The organism is Legionella londiniensis (genome assembly GCF_001467825.1).
GTDB lineage: Bacteria > Pseudomonadota > Gammaproteobacteria > Legionellales > Legionellaceae > Legionella_A > Legionella_A londiniensis.
In genome coordinates, this window is record NZ_LNYK01000013.1 from 1 (window position 1) to 15,577 (window position 15,577).

Consider the following 15,577-nt stretch of genomic DNA (forward strand, 5'->3'; position numbering starts at 1 on the left):
CCGTTGTGACTCCATTTTTATCTCGTCCATTGCTCTCGCTGCCATTGCTATTTGGGCATAATTAAATGGTGATTGAACCTAGATGAAGCCTTGTCGATAAAGCAAGGGGTTTAGGAATCCGGGTTAGTGATTGGTAAGCTTCAAGCATTAAAATATACGCATTTAACAATCCATATTGATGAAATAAAATATGATTGAGGCGCTTTTTGCTCGAAGCGGCGGTTAAATGCTGAAGGGTTTGGTTGATATCCATAAGATCTGTCAAATCTTTTTTGACGCGCACAAACGGAAATACCTTGAAATCCTGTTCTTGCCCAAATCCTAACAGATAACGCCTTATCTCTGAAAAACCGGTACTTAGGGTATGAAAAAAAAGGTTTGAGTTTTTGATCAATAACGATGAATAATTTTCTGGAAATACCAATAACGAAACCATTCCTGAAACCAAAAACCCAAGAACCAAAGCGCCCATGTGATCATAGGCTTCTTTGCTATTTGCCAGAGGCAAAATGGTTGCAAGGAAACAAAGCATCCAGATCATCAGGGGGGCAAAACTGTTTTCCAGGCCAAAACGGCGGATATAGTTGGCAAAGAACCCGATGATAACGAGGGTCAGCGCAGTCAGGTATGGTGAATCGCTCACCATTAGACCAAGTATAAATGCTGCAAGATAGATTAGGGCAAACAAAATGACATGCAGCAATCTGTAAGCCCAGGTTTTTCCCGTCACTCCTTGCATAGAGAACCCACAGGCTATTCCGCCCATGAACTTTGTAAGCAGTGTTTGTTCCCTCAAAAGCAACAAGGTGATGCCAATCGCCAAAACAGTTTTAAACGCCTGCTTGAGGTTGAAATAACCTGGGTCAATATTCCAGAAATAAATCTTGAGTCGAGTGAACAAATACATCCTATCACCTTGGCTTATAACGATAGACGGACAGAGTATTTTTTGCGGTTTGAATGGGTTTCGTATTATCCTAAGTTAATTTTTAAAAAAATAACAATCATGAACCCCTCCAAGCCAGCTCCTGGTTTTACCTATAATCCTGAAACTCAGGCCTATATCCTGACCGGGGACTGGTCCATTCATACCTTAGATAACCTGGTTCAAAGGTTTAGCCACGCACCACTTCCGCAATCCAAAAAAATCATGATTGATGGAAGCAAGATAAGCCGCTTCGATACAGCCGGGGCATTGGCACTGCTGCATTGTATAGAAGATTTGAAAAAAAGGGACAATTCAATCGAACAAATCGGCTTTTCAGAGCAGCAGCAAAGTTTGCTTGAACTGGTCAAAAGCAAGAGCCCTGACTTGGGTTATCGCCCGCCAGCTTCTGAAGAGGAGGATATACTCTATCAGGTTGGTGTGGAAACGATTAATAAATACCATCAGATTAATGGCCTTCTCATTTTAATCGGCGACTTAGCTGAAAAAATAGTTGCCGCAGCCGGGCAATGGCGACGTTTTCAGTTTCCAAGTATTGTCAGCACTATTTATGGCACAGGGGTTACAGCCTTACCGATTATTGGGTTACTGTCCTTTTTAATTGGCGTCGTATTGGCTTACCAGATGGGTTTGCAGCTGGAAACTTACGGGGCCAATATTTTTATAGCTTTTTTATCTGGAATGGCCATTTTTCGTGAATTTGGCCCTTTAATTACTGCGATAATTGTTGCTGGCCGTACAAGCTCGGCATTTACAGCGCAACTCGGCAGCATGAAAATCAATGAAGAAATTGACGCGCTTTATACCATGGGCCTCTCTCCCACTGAATTGCTGGTGGTGCCAAGAGTCTTGGGGCTATTGCTTGTTTTCCCCTTGCTAATTTTCTGGTCTGATTTTTTCAGTACCATTGGCGCAATGATCATGTCTAAATTCATGCTCCATGTCGGCTATAATGATTTTCTGACGCGCTTACAGGATACTGTGGGTTTAAAGCAGATGATGTTGGGGCTTTATAAAGCGCCAGCTTTTGCGATTTTGATAGCATTGGTTGGCTGTTTTCAAGGTTTTCGCGTAGAAGCAAACGCTGACAGTGTTGGAACCCAGACCACAAAAAGCGTGGTTCAGGCTTTATTTTTAATCATTATTGCCGATGCGACTTATTCTGTTATTTATAGTTGGCTGGATGTCTAGGAATGAGCGAACCTGTTATTGAAATAGAGGGATTAAAAAATTACCTTGGGGGTCAATGGGTTCATTCCGATGTCAACCTAACCGTGGAAAAAGGCGAAATATTTGCCATTATTGGCGGCAGCGGTAGCGGTAAAACTACAATCCTTCGCAGTATTCTCATGCTTTTGCAACCAACAGCCGGGACCATCCGCGTATTTGGTAAGGACATCAGCAAACTGGATGAAAATGAAGCCAACGCTTTAAAACAGCGCTGGGGTATGTTGTTTCAGCACAGCGCCTTGTTTTCTGCCTTGAATGTTTTGGAAAACATTATGTTTCCAATGCGTGAATTGGCATCTCTTGAAAAAAGCTTTATGCAAGAGCTGGCAATGCTTAAATTATTGCTGGTTGGGCTTCCAAAAGAGGCAGCCGGCAAATACCCATCCGAACTGAGTGGCGGCATGCAACGAAGGGCAGCCGCCGCCCGTGCCATAGCCATGGATCCTGAATTACTTTTTTTGGATGAACCAACCTCAGGCCTTGACCCGCTAAGCGCCAAGCGGTTTGATGATTTAATTTTATTTCTGCGTGATGCTTTAAACCTGACCATTGTTATCGTCAGCCATGATATTGAGTCATTACAAAGAACCACCGATCGAGTGGCTTTTGTTGGGAAAGGAAAAATCCTAAGCATCGAACCTATTGAGAAATTAATGGAAAATAAGCACCCATTGATTGCTGATTACTTCAGTAAATTTTAAACTGTTTCTAATAAAGCATGAGGAGCGGAAGGCTTGGAATCAAAAGCAAATTATAAAATGGTAGGCCTTACAGTCTTGATTCTAACAGCCGGGCTAATCGCTGCGGGACTCTGGCTGTCAATTGGATTTGACAGGAAAAACTACAATTATTATATCGTATATATGCGTGAATCTGTCTCTGGACTAAGCGAAGAATCTCCTGTTAAATTCAATGGAGTAAGGGTTGGTTCCGTCAGAAAAGTAGCCCTGAGTAAATTTGATCCGCAAAAGGTAAAGATAGTGATTCAGGTAGAAGAAGGAACGCCAATTACTGAAAGCACCTATGCAACTTTAGTTACCCAAGGCATCACAGGCACCACTTTTCTCGGATTAAAAGCTGATTCTTCTACCTTCATCCCCTTACAAAAAACACCAGGGGAACCATACCCTGTCATTCCTTCAAGGCCTTCTTTTTTTAGCAGCCTTGAGCAGAATATCCAAACGATTTCACAGGGGTTCAAGCGGGTTTTGGACGAAGAAAACGCCAAAAATTTTAAAGAAATACTAATCAATCTGGAAAAAGTATCCAACACTTTTGCCCAAAATGGCGAGAATATCAATCAGAGCTTGCATGACCTGCCAAAGATCACAAGGGAACTTAAGAGTTCCATACAAAAATTTTCATCCATGACAAAAGATATATCAAAAGCCGGCACAGAAGTCAGCAAAGCTATGAAAGCCGGCAAAAACACGATGGACAAAATAGCGCAGCAAACGCTGCCTCCTGCAACACTTTTATTACAGCGTCTTGAATTAATTGCGGCGAACCTCGAACAGGTTAGCGCCATGATGAGGCAAAATCCATCCATCATCATTCGCGGGACAACTCCACCAAAACCCGGGCCGGGAGAATAACATGGTTAAAGCAGCCCCTGTTTTTATCCTGAGCTTGTACCTTTTCTTATCTGCCTGTGCAGTAACAACGCCTGTCAAGCATTACTACAAGCTCGATGAATACAGTTGTCAGCGCGTCGCAGACAAGCCAGCGCCCACTTCTATTCTGGTGACTCAACCAGAAGCCGCAGCAGGTTATGAGACAGAGCAAATGCGCTATATTGTCAAGCCATTTGAATTAAGCGCCTATGCCCATAACGCCTGGGTGGGGCCGCCTGCCACGCTCTTGTTTCCACTGATTACCCAGAGTCTTCAGTACAGCGGCTATTTCAGCGCTGTATCTGCCTCACCCTATGCCGACAAGGCTGACTACCGCCTTGATATCCAGCTTATTGAGCTCCATCAAAACTTCCTGGCAAGGCCCAGTACGGTAGAACTTGTGGTTAAAGCGGTTCTTTCCAATGTTGATGAAAACCGTGTAGTGGCATCGCGCATCATTTCAGAGAGGATTCCTTGCCCGCAAGATACGTTTTATGGCGGCGTACTCGCAGCCAATCAAGCTGCCAAGCATCTTACCGCATTGCTAACCGAATTTGTTATAAGGCAGATAAAACACGATAAACCGATGTCGGGGACGATAGCGCAAAGGCAAAAAAAATTGTACAATGAGCCGCCATCAAAAACCTTTAAACCAACGCATATTAGTTGAGTTTTTTAACTTTTTATCAAAGATATTCACAAAAAATAAATTTCAAGGAGAGCATCATGACTAAATCTTTTGCAAAATGGGGTATGATTTTTGCCAGTCTGTTACTGGTTGTATCTTGCGCAAAAAAAACGGGCTATGCGGAAGATGTCAGCGACGATGGCGTATCTGCGCAAGGTATAGGTGAAACTGCAAGATTCGCAGGACAGGAAGAAGGCGAATCCTATACCACAAAAGCACCCCATAACCAGGTATACCTTTTTGCATACGATGACGCCACATTAGCCGCCAAATATATTCCCTCAGTGAATGCGCAGGCAGAATACCTTAAGTCGCATCCAGGTGCGCGCATCCTCTTGGCCGGCCATACTGATGAGCGCGGCAGCCGTGAATATAACGTTGCCTTGGGTGAACGGCGAGCAAACACGGTCGCACAACTGATGCGCATGGCAGGAGTGGACAGAAGCCAGATACGGGTTGTGAGTTATGGAAAAGAGCGCCCTGTCTATTTCGGGCATGATGAGGCATCACACCGCCAGAATCGCCGTGTTGAATTAATTTATGAGGCTACCCGATGATTGTTAACCTGACACGTATTTTGCTGAGGGTAAGTTTAATCTGTCTCATATCTCTTAAAGCATTTGCTGAAGTTCCAGTGGTTGATGACAGTGATAATTTTGCCATGTTTGAAGAGCAGCAGGATGCCCTGGCAAGTCAACCTTTGGCAAGCGCTTCCCCAGACGACTTCCAGGAAGAGCCGGCACTTGCCTATGAAGATATTGACACTCAGCATGTCAATACAGACAATGCGGCAATATTAGAAAAACTGCAAAACCTGCAGCAGGAGCTGCAGGAATTGCGGGGACAGCTGGAAGTGCAGGCACATGATTTAAAATTGTTGCAGCAACAACAGCAGGCCTTTTATAAGGATATTGATTCTCGACTGCATGCCCCCTCTCTTCAAAATGCAAAAAAAGATGAAGTGTCCCTGGCGCCAGGCAAACCTCCTCAACAACCACCCCGCCTCACAAAGCAAAGCGCTCGCAGCACATCTCACGCAAACCCTGCCGAAGAGCAAATCAGTTACCTTGCTGCCTATGAACTGGTTAAGAATAAACAATATGAAGATGCCTTGATGGCTATGCAGGCTTTTGTCAATCAATATCCGCAAAGCGGCTATACGGCCAATGCCCAGTACTGGCTTGGAGAGCTTTTCCTGGTCAAGAAAGACTACCCACAAGCAATCAACCACTTTGAAGCGGTACTCGAGCATTTCCCTTCATCCAGCAAGTCTGCTGCCAGCATGTTAAAAATTGGCTATGCTCTTGCCGCAGAAGGAAAAATTGACGAAGCAAAGCAAAAACTGCAACAAGTCATCAAAAATTATCCAGATACCAATACGGCACAATTGGCCGCAACAAAACTGGAATCCTTAAATCCCTGATGAACAAATTAGCAAAGCAATTACGCATTACCGAAATTTTTCATTCCTTGCAAGGCGAATCAACCAGCATCGGCCTGCCGACAGTATTTGTGCGCCTAACCGGTTGTCCTTTGCGCTGCCAGTATTGTGATACTGCCTATGCCTTTAATGGCGGTCAAATCATGGCATTGGATGAAATCCTGTTGCAAATTGCCTCATATCATTGCCGATATGTGTGCGTTACAGGCGGCGAACCCCTCGCTCAGCCAGGCTGTTTTGCATTGCTCACCGAGCTATGTAACCGGGGATATCTGGTATCGCTTGAAACAAGCGGAGCGAGAGATATTTCATCGGTTGACAAACGGGTTATGATTGTCATGGATTTAAAAACCCCCCATTCCGGCGAATGCGATCGCAACAGGCTTGAGAATCTTGCTTGTCTGAAAAAAACTGATCAGATTAAATTTGTGATCTGCAACCGGCAGGATTATGACTGGGCTTGTGCCATGATAGCAGAACATCATCTGGAAAAAATAGCGCACATTCTTTTTTCACCCTCTTGGGGACAGCTTGAAGCTCCTTTGCTTGCCGATTGGATAGTGCAGGATAATTTGCCTGTACGATTTCAATTGCAATTACATAAAATTTTATGGAAGGATACCCCCGGACGTTAGACAGCCTTTAGAGAATTAATGAGGAGAACAAACCATGCAATGGTTCGCGCAAGCACCATCCAATATTGCTCTTATTAAATACATGGGGAAAAAAGAAGGCAAAGGAAACCTCCCCATTAACCCTTCTCTTTCATATACCCTTAACAATTTGTTAAGCAGCGTGGCGCTTGAAGAACAACCTGGGAAAAAAGATTTCTGGGAACCGCTGGAAATACCGGGAGCTATGCATTTTGATTTATCGATTGCTGCCCAAGAACGCTATCTTGCCCATTTGCAACGCTTAAAAACTTATTTTGATTATCAAGGAGCGTTTGTTGTGCGCTCGAGCAATAACTTTCCCTTAAGCTGCGGGTTGGCAAGTTCCGCTTCAAGTTTTGCTGCCCTTACGAAATGCGCCGCGCTGGCCTTGAGTGAATTGACCGGCAAACCGATGCCCGCAATTGAAACGCTGGCTCAGCTAAGCCGGGAAGGCTCTGGCTCTTCCTGCCGCTCCTTCTTCTCGCCGTGGGCACTTTGGGAGGACACGGAGGTCAAGGCAATAGATTTACCCTATAAGGAACTGCTGCACCAGGTGATCATTATCAGCCATGAAGAAAAAAGAATTTCATCTCGAGAAGCTCACGCGCGTATTCGCACCAGCAAGCTTTATGAAGGACGCGCAAAGCGCGCCAGAGATAATTTAAAATTGTTGCTAACTGCATTGGAATCCAACGACTGGAAAAGCGCTTATGAAATATGCTGGCATGAGTTTCAGGATATTCATAAACTGTTTGCCACCTGTTCTGAGCCTTTTTCTTATATAACAGAAGAGACAAATAAAGTATTGGCCAATTTGCAGGATTTATGGCAACGCGAAGGCGATGGCCCCATTGTAACGATGGATGCGGGACCCAATATTCATTTGCTGTACCGGCTTGATCAAAAAAGCCTTGCAGATTCATTTAAAAAAGAATATTTAGTAGGCAACTTTGATGTCATTTGATTTTCAAACAACCACACACGGCAAATGGATTTTAGCTGGAGAACATGCAGTCATTCGCGGCCATGCAGCACTGGTCTTTCCAGTTAGAGAAAAAAAACTGACGCTCAGTTACTGTAATGCTTCCTCGGAATTAAGCGCCAACTTTGAAGGCGAAAGCAACGCTGATCTGCATTTACTGTTTTGGAGTGTACTGGAACATGGCGCACAGCTTTTAGGTAAATCTTTAAACAGCTTATCCGGGTATTTCCACTTATATAGCAATATTCCTATTGGCGTTGGCATGGGAGCATCCGCGGCGCTCTCTGTTGCTGTGGCACGCTGGTTTTCAGCGCAAAATTTCTTAAAAGATTGGGAGCTTCATCTTTTTGCCAAAGAATTGGAAAATCTGTTTCACGGGAAAAGCAGCGGCCTTGATATCGCAGGCGTGAGCTCTGAAGCAGGTATTCAGTTTCAACAGGGCAAATATACTCCTATCATGCAATCCTGGCAGCCAAAATGGTATTTATCGTCTTGTGGCCAGATAGGCATCACATCCCATTGTATCAATCAAGTGCTTGCTCTATGGGAGAATTCACCGCAAAAGGCAAAGCAGATTGATGACCAAATGGCTGCCAGTGTTCAGCAAGCGCTAAGCGCCATTTCAGAAAATTCCAAAGATGCCTTTCAATCTCTCGCCAATGCCATTAATCTTGCTTCTGACTGTTTCAGGCAATGGGGGCTGGTAAGTGAGAATTTGCACCATCATATGAAGGCGTTACGTGATGCAGGAGCAACTGCGGTTAAGCCTACTGGCTCAGGTGGCGGCGGTTATGTTTTGAGTTTATGGGACAGCCCGCCTACCCAATTCAAGGGTGAATTAATTCCTGTATAAGTCATTTAATCCACAAACTGGTAATACACTTCCCCTTCCTTGATCATACCCAGCTCGAAACGTGCCTGCTCTTCCAGTGCCTGCTCACCGGATTTAAGTTCCTGAATGTCCGCCTCAATAATTCGGTTGCGCGTCTGCAGTTTTTTATTTTCCTCTTCCTGCACACTCAATTTTTTTTGCAGTTGCAGCCATTGCAGCACACTGCCATCCCCCAGCCAGAGTTTATATTGCAGGCCAATCAGCGCTAATACCAGAAAGGCAATTATAATTCGCATAAACAAACCTACAAATGGATCTTGCTGATAACATTGTACACCGGGCATACATTTAATGATAGTTCTGCATGAACTAAAGCTTACCTGATAGACAATAATTGCAGCGGGTTAATACGGCATAGTTTATCCCTTTGTTCAGGAGACAAGGCAAACTCCTGAAAGAGTTTTTGCGAAAAACCAACCCATTCATGAATATTCATTTGACTAGCCTGGCCAAGATCAGAACTGTAGATAACCCGTGGCAGGGAAGTGAGCACTTCTCGAATATCATCTTTGCTCTGGTGCCCCAAAAGAAAGGTCAAAGCAGTTTGCTCAATCCAGACAAAAGAATATCTGCTGATAAAGTGCAGTTCTTGCGCATTTAAACCTGTTAAAGGGTTGGCCGGTTGATTGAGAAGAAGTGCCTGCACCTGATAACGATCGCAGGCTTCAATCAAAGCATATACCTCCTGTTTTGAGGCATGCCCGGTGGATAATACGACAGGATAGTCATTGGCCAACTTTAAAACATCGATGACTTCTTTTTTTAACTTATTTTGTTCATTAAATACAGTTTCTGCCGCAAGAGTATATTTTTTCAAGTGAGGATGGGTAAGTTTTCTCTTTAATTTCGACTGATAGCTGCGCCCGGTAAGGGTTGGGAAATGGACAATCATGTTCATGGCAATTTCTGATTGATATTCAGCCAAGGCGCGCAAAATGACCCTGTAATCTATGCCGCCAGCAATAGAATTTAAAACGAGGGAAGGCAATACCGGCAAATTGCGCTGCTGGGCAAGCATGGCCTGACTGCCTGTGGAACCTAAATGGCTTTTTAACACCACAACTCCCTTTTCTGCCAGATAGCGCTCCCCTGCTTCAAGAGCGTTAAACCTTCTTATATATAAGTCCGGACTGGCATGATAATGAATGTCGATAAATCGACATTCGGAAAAAAAATCATCCATACTTTCAATCCTGTTTTTTTAACCACGGTGTATGGTATTGATAGTCTTGCCTTGCCTGTCTCAGGCTTCTTCCTTTATGAATAGCCGCAATAATTTTTTTTTCCGACTCTTTGATGTTTTTTGCTTTTTCAAGAACTTCCTCGGCCAAGTTTCTTGGGATTGCTAAAACGCCATTATCATCGCCAAAGATGATATCTTCGGGCTTGATCGTTATACCCTGGATATTGAGCGTACCTTGCTTTTCAGCCATGTATACGCGATTCTTGCCCGAACGCATGTAAATACCCTTGCAAAATACAGGATATTTAACCTCACGGATAAACCCCGCATCTCTGACTGCCCCATGGACAACGGTACCGGCAATCCCTTTAAGCAGGGCAAACTCCGTTAAAATTTCTCCCCAGGTTGTGCAATCTATTCTGCCTCCATTATCAATAACGATAACTGAATGAGAAGGAACTTCATCGATATAGTCTGCCGCACCTTGAAAATCAACTGGTTTTTGTTCATAGGGAGTATAGCGAATAGTGTATGCGCTGCCGATCAATTTTGTGCCTGGAGCAAGCGCGTGGATTGAAAATAAAGCACCTTCCAATTTACAGGCGTCCAAGGCGTCAGATAGTTCTGCACTGTTGAAAACGCTGAATGCTTTGATGAGATCTTTTAGCATGACACTTCACAAGTTTGAACAATAATGAATGATTGCCTGCGCCATTTCTTCAGTAGAAGATGAGCCATGGATGTCTCGCGTAATATGGCGCCCCTCATTGACAACAGCAATTACCGACTGTTTAATTTTATCGGCCTCAACGCCATAACCAAACTGTTCAAGCATCATACCTATGGTTAAAAACATGGCGGATGGGTTGGCATAACCTGGTTCAACGCGCGGCCCGCTGCCATGCACAGGCTCAAAATAGCATCCTTTTTTACCGATATTGGCACTGGGTGCAAATCCTAGTCCGCCCATGACTGCGGCTCCCACATCGGAGAGAATATCCCCAAACATATTCTCAGCAACAATGACCCCGAAACTTTCCGGCCGTTTGATAAGCCAGAGCGCTACGGCATCCACATTTAAAATATCAGCCTGAATTTGAGGGTATTGGGCTGCGGCTTCCTCAAACAGGTTACGCGCAAAAGCGCTGCTGTTGCGCAGTACATTCGGCTTGTCTGCAAAGGTGACCCGCGTCATCTTTCTTTGCTCGGCGTATTGAAAGGCATAGCGAAAAATCCGCAGCAACCCCTGCTTGCTCTGTAAGCGTAACGTACAACTTATTTCATCTTCAGATATTTTACCCCAGCCCTTATCCATACCAAGCAAAGAATGTATCGCTTCAGGCAGGGGATAAAAATCAAAACCGGCATAGAGGCCTTCAGTGTTTTCGCGAATAATGCAAAAGTTAAATATTTTATCTTCTTTGGAAATGTTAAAGCATGGCCTTACATTTGCGTATAAATCAAGACGCTGCCTGAGCTGGATGATTGGAGAGATATACTCGGGCGGCGAGTGGCGAAATGATTCGGCTAATTCTTTTAAAGCTTCTCTTGGCGGCTTACTGGTAATAGCGCCAATAAGAGCGGCATCAGAGTCATGGATAAGATTCCACGTTCTTTCTGGAAGCGGCGAACCTTCCTGTCGCCAGCATGTCCAGCCGATATCCCCAAAGCGCAGCTTGATAGGCAGCTGAAAGCAGTCAAGTACAGGAAGAGCCGCTTTGGTGACTTCGGAACCAATGCCGTCTCCAGGTAACACCGCAATTTTGAGAGGGATACCTTTTTTCACTGTAATTTTTCCAAAATAATCTTTTGGCAAATACCTGGGTTATCTTCCAATACCCGCATGCCTGCCTTGGGAACCACATAAAGACTCGCGTCTTTTGGCACCAGAATATTCTTTTTCTTAACCAATGAAGATTCTTCACCTATAAAGTGGATTAAAGGCACATTGCAGGAGTTTATCACTGAACTGGAGTCAGTTTCCAAAACCCGCTTAAGTCCCGATACCAGCCGCTCAGCAGCCGTTGCTTTATCCTTGATACAAAAAGAATGCCCCAGTTTGCCTGGATAACTGACGTGTTGATAAAGATAGAGCAGCGCTTCATTTAAACGCTTCTCTTGGCATAAAGCAATTACTGTTTTCAATTTCTGCCTGAGCTCGTCATCAATAAAGGTTGGAGAAGAAAACAAAACAATTGTTCTTGCATTGCTTTTAAATAAAGGCAGGCATTGTTGCAGAATCACTCCGCCCAGAGCAAACCCGAAAAAAGCGTCATAGTGTCTGAGCAAACTGGCAATCCGCTCGCGCCAAAGTTGATAATACTGCATGTTGTCCATTGAACCATGAAGCTCATAGGGATCGATATATTCAATAAGATGCCGGCGTTGCAGGATGAAGTTTAATGATTGCCCGATAGGCTTGGCAAAAGAAGGATCCGGCATGGCAGGCAACAACACCAGAATTTTCTTATTCATAGCTTTGCCAGTCTAAGGTACGGCTAAAACAACTAACCCAGATTTTTGGCATAATCAAGCTTAATTTCAGCAGTAGAAAGATCATAAATTCCCCGTGTAAATTCATCCATTTGCACCAATTCTCCAGCCGCATTAAAAGCCTTACGCATATAATTGGCTGCCTTTAAAATGGCATCCAGATCATAGTTTCTCGCTTTTATCGCCCGAAGGTATGCCGCAAAAAATTCCGTACGCAAATTGCCAATTCCTTTGCCCATACCGGCCAATGAATAATCTATATATTTCGCGCCGGCCCTGATGGCAGCGATGGTATTGGCTTGAGCAAGGCCTAGATTATCATGGGCATGAAATCCAAATGAAACAGCGAATTGCCCAACATATCTTTTATACAGTTTCTCGACTGTTTCAGGCAACAAGCTGCCGTTTGAATCCGCAAAATAAATCATATCCGGCTGGCTCTCACTGACTGTTTTGACAGCCTTATCCAAATCCTGCTCTGAATATTGCGAGGCATGGATAAAATTGACTGAGACTTCCAATCCTTCATTCTTGCTTTCCTGGATCACGGGTAAGGCTTTATCGGCCTGTCCCCGGCTGACGCAAATGCGCAACAGATCCACGCCACAGGCTTTGAGTTCTTGGATATCCTCTGGAGAAAGGTTCTGAGGATGGGCCATCACAGCAATATTAGAATTTTTGATAAGGGAGCGGCAATCAAGTAAAAAATCTTTCGGGCAAAGTCCTGCTTTGCCTATACCGTCCATTGGACAAATTGCCCCGTTACGGTAACCTATCTCAATGTATTCAATCCCGGACTTATCAAGAAGAGGAAGGATATGATGCAAAGTTTCGTCATTAAAGTGAAAATTAATGCGATTGCCACCATCTCTTAAGGTGACATCTATGGTTTTTAAAGTATTCATTAAAACAATCCGTACAACTTATGCAGTAAGAATAAAAACACAATAAAAAGCTACTATTATAAGTATAGCGCGGATATAAGGACGGACGCGGGGATGAAGTATCAACCTCCAGCAATAAGAAAATGGATGGCGAAACATGAAATAACGCATGATAATCCTGGTCACAGCCACCGGTTTTCCGGTTGTACACTCTTCATGAATTCTAACGCTCGGCGAATCATTGACTTCAATCACAACCCCTCGCGATTGTGAAACAGGGATGGTGATGTCCTCGCACTCCAAATCAATTCCGACTAATTTCAAATCTAAAACTCTGGCAATTTTTATTGCTAATTCTCTGTTTTCCTTACAGATTTTTTTTCCGATTGATTTAAAGCTGCCGCCACGGGTAGCATTAGAGGTGAAGCCAAGACGAACTTGTTTGCCTACTTCAGGAATTGAATCCAATGTCAATCCCAATTCTTCAAGGCTAATCTCGCATTCCGTATCAATTAAGATTGGTTTTAAGATATCATTTTCTTGCTGCCTTTTTTTATTGGTAATTTCTATCAATTCCCTGATCGTATGCTTGCCATCTCCTTCGACAAAAGCCGGCATACGGTGAACAACACCAATGACTTTTTGCCTGAACACCAGCACGCGATAGGATTTTAAATTGCCATGGTACTCTTCTATATTGACATAATCATAATATTTAAAGAGATAGTCCAAGTGTTTTTTAAGCTGCTCAAAATTTTTTATATTACACAAGACATCCTGTCCTTTCCCTGTTCCAAAGCAAGGTTTGGCAACCAATGGGAATCGTAATTTTTGAATATCTTTTTCCCATTGTCCCCTGGCAAAATGGCTTCTGCTCATTGAAATCATATGGGGAATCGGGATTCCTGCCCGGTGCAGGAAATAAAAAGTGTAATACTTGTTTCTTGCCAGATCGGCACTGTTTGCGCTGTTAAACGGCGTGCTCGCACGAAAAAAATAGTAATAATTTTTACCGAGGTTCAAGACGAAGCCTTGCAATTTCGGTATAGGTGTCACAGGGAGAAGGTATTGGAGCGCGCTTTTGTAATAGCTCTCAAGATTTTTATCCATGTAAAAAGTCTATATGCTCATTTATTTTTGATTATATCATAGTTGAAAACACCGCATTGAGGCTGCCAATCCCCGTAAAACTTTAAATTTTTATATGATGCCCTCCATTGTTTTGAACAGTATTTTCAGGTTAGGCTTGAATCTTTTCCAAAAAAGGTTGATTTAAAAAAATGTTACAGTGCAAAGAAATTCGCTATTTTCATGGGGATACGCAGTGTATTGGGTATGTAGCCTACAAAAAAGACTCAGGCCACCCAAAGCCTGGAATCATGCTTGCGCATGATTGGGGTGGAAGAGGCCAAGACATTTGTGACAAGGCAAACCAAATGGCAGAACTGGGATATATCGGCTTTGCCATTGATATGTATGGAGACGCCCAAACAGGCGAAACCAAGGAAGAGCGCCGCAGCCTGATGTATTCCCTGCTGGAAAACAGAAAAAAAATTGCCGACAGGATGCTTGCCGCATACCATGCTTTCATTCTGCTGCCTGAAGTAAATAAGCAAAAAATTGCTGTATTGGGATATTGCTTCGGTGGGCTTTGCGCCCTTGATCTGGCCAGGACAGGTGCGAGCATTCAAGGAGCCGTGAGCTTCCATGGCCTGCTCACCGCTCCTGAGCCCGCTGTATTTGAAGCCATTCAAGCAAAAATTCTGGTGTTACATGGCTATGATGACCCGCTTGTTCCGCCTCAGCAAATCGATTTATTTTCAACTGAGATGACCCAGAAAAAAGCAGATTGGCAAATTCATATGTATGGCCTGACCAAACATTCATTTACCAATCCCAAGGCCAATGATCCTGAGATGGGCTTACATTATGACGCCAAAGCGGACAAACGTTCCTGGCAAAGCGCCATCAATTTTTTACATGAAATCTTCCTGGAATAAGGATAAAGAAGCGGTGCCTGCCAGCAGCGCCTTGAAGCAAGGATGAGGACAAGGCGCAATCATTTTTTAGCGATTCTCTTGCTTTAAGGGCAGCAAACTCATAATTAGCAATATTCGAGTATTTATCAGTTCATCAAACAAGGAATACTTACTCGGTTGGGGTAGTGATGAAATTAGCGCTAGATCATATACTGGTACAAGTTAAGTATTCTAAGTTTAAGTATTCTAAGTTTTTTTCACACCAGGAGTGTCTGGTTTATCCGAATTAACACTTGACTCCTCATAATTTATCACTTGCCGTAGATTCTCTTTCGACAGCGGCGGATTATCTATTATTGAGTCAGATAAGAGATCATCTTCAATTTCAATTTCAGACCCGTCATTTTTCGGGAGAGAAGAACTTAATTTTGCGTAAGTTCCTTCAAGTTCTGCTTCTTTTGAAGCTTGAATATTTTCACTTAATTGTTCTAGCTCATTTGATACTTTATCGAGCTACGGTTAAAAGTTGTGTATGGTCAAAAAAGATCAGGCAGCTTTCCCCTCATCCACTGAACCATTTTGTTTGATTTCTC

Annotated in this window: 16 protein-coding genes and 1 pseudogene; 10 read left to right on the forward strand and 7 right to left on the reverse strand. The window is 43.6% G+C overall.

Features of this window, described 5'->3' with window-relative positions; all coding sequences use genetic code 11:
- Positions 1–61 precede the first annotated feature (61 nt).
- Positions 62–739: a hypothetical protein gene (locus Llon_RS03615; protein WP_058528713.1), complete on the reverse strand. Its 678-nt coding sequence runs from the start codon at positions 737–739 to the stop codon at positions 62–64.
- Between the two features lie 267 nt (positions 740–1,006).
- Between Llon_RS03615 and Llon_RS03620 the strand changes: the two genes are divergently transcribed.
- Genes Llon_RS03620 through Llon_RS03660 form a run of 9 tightly spaced genes read left to right on the forward strand, consistent with a single transcriptional unit; the run spans position 1,007 to position 8,406 of the window.
- Positions 1,007–2,137, forward strand: coding sequence for an ABC transporter permease (locus tag Llon_RS03620; protein ID WP_058528726.1), 1,131 nt, complete (start codon positions 1,007–1,009; stop codon positions 2,135–2,137).
- A 2-nt stretch (positions 2,138–2,139) separates the two neighbouring features.
- Positions 2,140–2,877: an ABC transporter ATP-binding protein gene (locus Llon_RS03625; protein ID WP_058528714.1), complete on the forward strand. Its 738-nt coding sequence runs from the start codon at positions 2,140–2,142 to the stop codon at positions 2,875–2,877.
- A gap of 33 nt (positions 2,878–2,910) precedes the next feature.
- On the forward strand, positions 2,911–3,771 hold the full coding sequence (locus Llon_RS03630; RefSeq protein ID WP_058528715.1) for an MlaD family protein: 861 nt from the start codon (positions 2,911–2,913) through the stop codon (positions 3,769–3,771).
- A gap of 1 nt (position 3,772) precedes the next feature.
- A complete protein-coding gene (locus tag Llon_RS03635; protein ID WP_065238270.1) occupies positions 3,773–4,459 on the forward strand; it encodes an ABC-type transport auxiliary lipoprotein family protein in 687 nt (228 codons plus the stop codon).
- Between the two features lie 53 nt (positions 4,460–4,512).
- On the forward strand, positions 4,513–5,034 hold the full coding sequence (pal, locus tag Llon_RS03640) for a peptidoglycan-associated lipoprotein Pal (RefSeq protein ID WP_115336924.1): 522 nt from the start codon (positions 4,513–4,515) through the stop codon (positions 5,032–5,034).
- Complete coding sequence (gene ybgF / locus Llon_RS03645; RefSeq protein ID WP_065238272.1) at positions 5,034–5,900, forward strand: tol-pal system protein YbgF; 867 nt, start codon at positions 5,034–5,036, stop codon at positions 5,898–5,900. The genes pal and ybgF overlap by 1 nt, the downstream gene beginning before the upstream one ends.
- Entirely contained in the window at positions 5,900–6,553 is a 654-nt protein-coding gene (gene queE / locus Llon_RS03650; protein WP_058528718.1) for a 7-carboxy-7-deazaguanine synthase QueE, read from the forward strand. The genes ybgF and queE overlap by 1 nt, the downstream gene beginning before the upstream one ends.
- Before the next feature lie 34 nt (positions 6,554–6,587).
- Positions 6,588–7,535, forward strand: coding sequence for a diphosphomevalonate decarboxylase (locus Llon_RS03655; protein WP_058528719.1), 948 nt, complete (start codon positions 6,588–6,590; stop codon positions 7,533–7,535).
- Positions 7,525–8,406, forward strand: a complete 882-nt coding sequence (locus tag Llon_RS03660; protein WP_058528720.1) for a mevalonate kinase family protein — start codon at positions 7,525–7,527, stop codon at positions 8,404–8,406. Before Llon_RS03655 ends, Llon_RS03660 begins: the two co-directional genes overlap by 11 nt.
- A gap of 5 nt (positions 8,407–8,411) precedes the next feature.
- On the opposite strand, the gene ftsB is transcribed toward Llon_RS03660, so the two are convergent.
- The 6 genes and pseudogenes from ftsB to Llon_RS03690 all read right to left on the reverse strand — a co-directional run bounded on the left by ftsB (position 8,412) and on the right by Llon_RS03690 (position 14,115).
- The gene (gene ftsB, locus Llon_RS03665) at positions 8,412–8,681 is read right to left on the reverse strand and encodes a cell division protein FtsB (protein WP_058528727.1); all 270 of its coding nucleotides are present in this window, start codon (positions 8,679–8,681) and stop codon (positions 8,412–8,414) included.
- An 80-nt stretch (positions 8,682–8,761) separates the two neighbouring features.
- A complete protein-coding gene (locus tag Llon_RS03670) occupies positions 8,762–9,628 on the reverse strand; it encodes a DUF6282 family protein (RefSeq protein ID WP_058528721.1) in 867 nt (288 codons plus the stop codon).
- Positions 9,629–9,632: 4 nt separating this feature from the next.
- Positions 9,633–11,414 (reverse strand): annotated as a pseudogene (locus Llon_RS11860) (isocitrate/isopropylmalate family dehydrogenase).
- The gene (locus tag Llon_RS03680) at positions 11,411–12,103 is read right to left on the reverse strand and encodes an alpha/beta hydrolase (protein ID WP_058528722.1); all 693 of its coding nucleotides are present in this window, start codon (positions 12,101–12,103) and stop codon (positions 11,411–11,413) included. Before Llon_RS03680 ends, Llon_RS11860 begins: the two are co-directional and overlap by 4 nt.
- A 32-nt stretch (positions 12,104–12,135) precedes the next feature.
- The gene (locus Llon_RS03685) at positions 12,136–13,026 is read right to left on the reverse strand and encodes a beta/alpha barrel domain-containing protein (RefSeq protein WP_058528723.1); all 891 of its coding nucleotides are present in this window, start codon (positions 13,024–13,026) and stop codon (positions 12,136–12,138) included.
- Positions 13,027–13,044: 18 nt separating this feature from the next.
- Positions 13,045–14,115: a hypothetical protein gene (locus tag Llon_RS03690; RefSeq protein WP_058528724.1), complete on the reverse strand. Its 1,071-nt coding sequence runs from the start codon at positions 14,113–14,115 to the stop codon at positions 13,045–13,047.
- A 170-nt stretch (positions 14,116–14,285) separates the two neighbouring features.
- Here Llon_RS03690 and Llon_RS03695 point away from each other — a divergent pair, with 170 nt between their 5' ends.
- Positions 14,286–15,005 carry a dienelactone hydrolase family protein gene (locus Llon_RS03695; protein WP_058528725.1) on the forward strand — a complete coding sequence of 240 codons (720 nt, stop codon included), beginning with the start codon at positions 14,286–14,288 and terminating at the stop codon, positions 15,003–15,005.
- Positions 15,006–15,577: the final 572 nt, after the last annotated feature.

Excerpts from the sequence above, each read along its gene's own strand:
- Llon_RS03615 (WP_058528713.1), bottom strand. The coding sequence starts at position 739 with ATGCAAGGAGTGACGGGAAAAACCTGGGCTTACAGATTGCTGCATGTC.
- Llon_RS03620 (WP_058528726.1), top strand. The coding sequence starts at position 1,007 with ATGAACCCCTCCAAGCCAGCTCCTGGTTTTACCTATAATCCTGAAACT.
- Llon_RS03625 (WP_058528714.1), top strand. The coding sequence starts at position 2,140 with ATGAGCGAACCTGTTATTGAAATAGAGGGATTAAAAAATTACCTTGGG.
- Llon_RS03635 (WP_065238270.1), top strand. The coding sequence starts at position 3,773 with ATGGTTAAAGCAGCCCCTGTTTTTATCCTGAGCTTGTACCTTTTCTTA.
- queE (WP_058528718.1), top strand. The coding sequence starts at position 5,900 with ATGAACAAATTAGCAAAGCAATTACGCATTACCGAAATTTTTCATTCC.
- Llon_RS03655 (WP_058528719.1), top strand. The coding sequence starts at position 6,588 with ATGCAATGGTTCGCGCAAGCACCATCCAATATTGCTCTTATTAAATAC.
- Llon_RS03660 (WP_058528720.1), top strand. The coding sequence starts at position 7,525 with ATGTCATTTGATTTTCAAACAACCACACACGGCAAATGGATTTTAGCT.
- ftsB (WP_058528727.1), bottom strand. The coding sequence starts at position 8,681 with ATGCGAATTATAATTGCCTTTCTGGTATTAGCGCTGATTGGCCTGCAA.
- Llon_RS03670 (WP_058528721.1), bottom strand. The coding sequence starts at position 9,628 with ATGGATGATTTTTTTTCCGAATGTCGATTTATCGACATTCATTATCAT.
- Llon_RS03680 (WP_058528722.1), bottom strand. The coding sequence starts at position 12,103 with ATGAATAAGAAAATTCTGGTGTTGTTGCCTGCCATGCCGGATCCTTCT.
- Llon_RS03685 (WP_058528723.1), bottom strand. The coding sequence starts at position 13,026 with ATGAATACTTTAAAAACCATAGATGTCACCTTAAGAGATGGTGGCAAT.
- Llon_RS03690 (WP_058528724.1), bottom strand. The coding sequence starts at position 14,115 with ATGGATAAAAATCTTGAGAGCTATTACAAAAGCGCGCTCCAATACCTT.
- Llon_RS03695 (WP_058528725.1), top strand. The coding sequence starts at position 14,286 with ATGTTACAGTGCAAAGAAATTCGCTATTTTCATGGGGATACGCAGTGT.